Source organism: Frankia sp. CcWB2, assembly GCF_977927585.1.
Genome location: NZ_CDWRCM010000321.1, coordinates 1 through 2704 on the forward strand (window position 1 = coordinate 1; position 2704 = coordinate 2704).

Sequence of the window (2704 nt, forward strand, 5' to 3'; positions counted from 1 at the left end):
GAGGTACGCGCCCCCGACCAGGCCGGCGTGCTGTACCGGATCGTACGGGCGCTGTCCGGGTTGCGCCTCGATGTCGCCACCGCCATCGTCGCGACCCTCGGACTAGACGTGGTGGACGCCTTCTACGTGCGGGAGGCCGATGGTGGTCCGGTGGCGGACGGCGGACGGCGCCGTGAGATCGCGGACGCGATCCTCGCGGCCCTGGGACCGATGGAACCCATGGACCGCGCGGAACCGGCCGGCCGGACCACACAGACGTGATCCAGCCCGCCGGGATCCGCTCGGACCAAGCGTCAGCACCGTCGTGGGAGACGCTATGATGAGCAGGCACGTTGGGAGGCTTCGCCTAGTCCGGTCTATGGCGCCGCACTGCTAATGCGGTTGGGGGCATACACCCCCTCCGGGGTTCAAATCCCCGAGCCTCCGCATCGACCAGGCGTTTTGAACGTACGTTCGAGACGCCTGGACAATTTCAAGATCATGCATCTCTAGTCGGCGGCAGTGGCCTCGGCGGGACCACGGACGGGCGAGTCGAAACGAGGGAATCCCACGGGCCGGAGCCGTCACAGGTCATCTTCGACGGGGGCTGTCTGGTCTTTGTGGGCGCCGCGCATGGTGGGGAAGAGGACGACATCGCGGAGAGTCGGGGCGTCGGTGAGCAGGGCAACGAACCGGTCGATGCCGAGCCCGAGGCCGGACATCGGGGGCATCCCGTATTCCATGGCCTCGATGAAGTCCTCTTCGAGCATCATGGTCTCGTCGTCACCGGCCTCCCGCAGCGCGGCCTGTTCCTCAAGCCGCTGCCGCTGTTCGGCGGGGTCGACGAGTTCGGAGTAGGCCTTGACGATCTCCACGCCGTTCACCACGACCTGGAACATGTCAAGCGCGGTGGGATCGGTGTCGCTGCGCCGGGCCAGCGGGACTAGTTCCGCTGGGTGGTGCACGAGGAAGCACGGCTGGACGAGATCGGGTCGGACCGTCTTCTTGTAGAGCAAGTCTACCAGGCCGGCGTAGGACGGGGAGGTCCCGACGTCCAGGCCGAGTTCGGCCACCCGGGCGCGCAGAGTGGGAAGATCACGGACGACGGTGAGGTCGATGCCGGTGTACCGCTCCACCTCGGCCCGGTAGTCGATCTCCGGCCAGTCGGTGCCGAAGTCGAGCTTGACACCCTCGTAGGTAACCGCCCGGGTGCCGAGGACGTCGTCGAGGACCGTGAGGATCAGTTCGCGGACGAAGGCCATGTTGTCGTGGTAGTCCCAGTAGGCGGCGTACCACTCCAGCATCGTGAACTCCTGGAGGTGCGAGGAGTCCATGCCTTCGTTGCGGAAGTTGCGGCCGAGTTCGTAGACGCGGTCGTAGGCGCCGACGACGATCCGCTTGAGATAGGTCTCGGGGGAGATCCGCAGGTAGAAGTCCTCACCGAGGGCGTTATGCCTGGTGATGAACGGGCGGGCCGCGGCGCCGGACCCTGCCTCTTGCAGCATCGGGGTTTCGACTTCGAGGAAGTCGTTGTCGTCAAGGAAACGCCGAATCCGCCTGATGATGTTCGCTCTGGTCTGGAAGCGTTCCCGGGACTCGGCGTTGACGAGCAGGTCGAGGTAGCGGCGGCGGTAGCGGGCCTCGACGTTGGACAGGCCCTGCCACTTGTCCGGAAGGGCACGCACGGTCCGGTTCAGCACCGTCATCTCGGAGATGGCGACGGTCCGTTCGCCGCGGCGGGTGGTGTAGAGGCTGCCGGCGACCCCGACGAAGTCGCCGATCTTCACAGCCCGGGACCATTCCTTGACGACCTCGGCACCCAGATCGGTCTTGGACAGGGAAACCTGCACCCGGCCGCTACGGTCCTGGAGATGCCCGAAGATCAGCCCGCCCATACGGCGCCACAGGACCACGCGGCCGGCGAGACGGACAGCCGTCCCGTCGGGAGCGGCTGCGGCATCGGCCGCGACCGCGTCGGTCCGGTAGCCGGACCGCGGCCCCGCCACCTCGGTTACCCCGGACTCCTCGATCGACATCAACACACCCTCTTGCCGCAGAAAGCACCAGCTAGCCACGAGGGTGGCGTTGCGTGAACGCTCCCGGGCGGGCCAGGCGACGGACCGCCATCCTGTAGATGACTGCTCCAGAGATGACTGCTCCAGCCTACCGACCCTCAGCGAACCACAGCCGGCGTAGGTCATCCTGATAGTGGTCGATTGTGGCTTCCGCGAGATGCCGGGCACGGCCAGCTCCATGATCGCGAAACGCTCGGACGCCGACGCCGCCAGGGGCGGCAGGGCTTGTTCCTTTGACGGCGGGTATCACGATTGGTGGCGGGTATCACGACAGTCAAACGCTCTTCTGCGCCTTGTTTTGTTCACATCCGTCCGGAAATGTTCTCCGATGGGTTGGGTGTGACCGGGTTGGGTTCGACAGGTTGAGGTGAATAGGGTGGTCATCGCGTGAAGGTGCTGCTCTACACCGACACAGCCGGCCGTGGGGGCGCCGAGATCAGCCTGGGCAATCTCGCGGCGGCGGCGGATCCGGGCCTGGACGTCCAGGTTGCCGGTTCCGACGCCGGGCTGGTCGAATGGGTCGCCGGCCGTCGGCGCGGCGGCGCGTCCGTCCATGTCGTGCGCGGGGGGACTGGCGCGCACGTGCGGCTGCTGCGCCGGGTATGCCCCGACGTCCTGCACGTCAACCGGTGTGTGCCGTGGGCGTGCGC

General features: G+C 66.8%; 1 protein-coding gene, 1 tRNA gene and 2 pseudogenes. 3 read left to right on the plus strand and 1 reads right to left on the minus strand.

All coding sequences use genetic code 11. The features are described 5' to 3' along the window. Together ACY45C_RS21115 and ACY45C_RS21120 are read left to right on the plus strand one after the other, a co-directional pair. A pseudogene (locus ACY45C_RS21115) lies at window positions 1-261 on the plus strand ([protein-PII] uridylyltransferase); the annotation flags it as partial. Window positions 262-335: 74 nt separating this feature from the next. Beyond that, window positions 336-426 (plus strand) — tRNA-Ser (locus ACY45C_RS21120). A gap of 137 nt (window positions 427-563) precedes the next feature. Here the strand turns inward: ACY45C_RS21120 and lysS are convergent. Further along, a complete protein-coding gene (lysS, locus tag ACY45C_RS21125; protein WP_462189298.1) occupies window positions 564-2015 on the minus strand; it encodes a lysine--tRNA ligase in 1452 nt (483 codons plus the stop codon). Window positions 2016-2441: 426 nt separating this feature from the next. On the opposite strand from lysS, the pseudogene ACY45C_RS21130 reads away from it, so the two are divergent. Further along, window positions 2442-2704: pseudogene (locus ACY45C_RS21130) on the plus strand (glycosyltransferase); the annotation flags it as partial.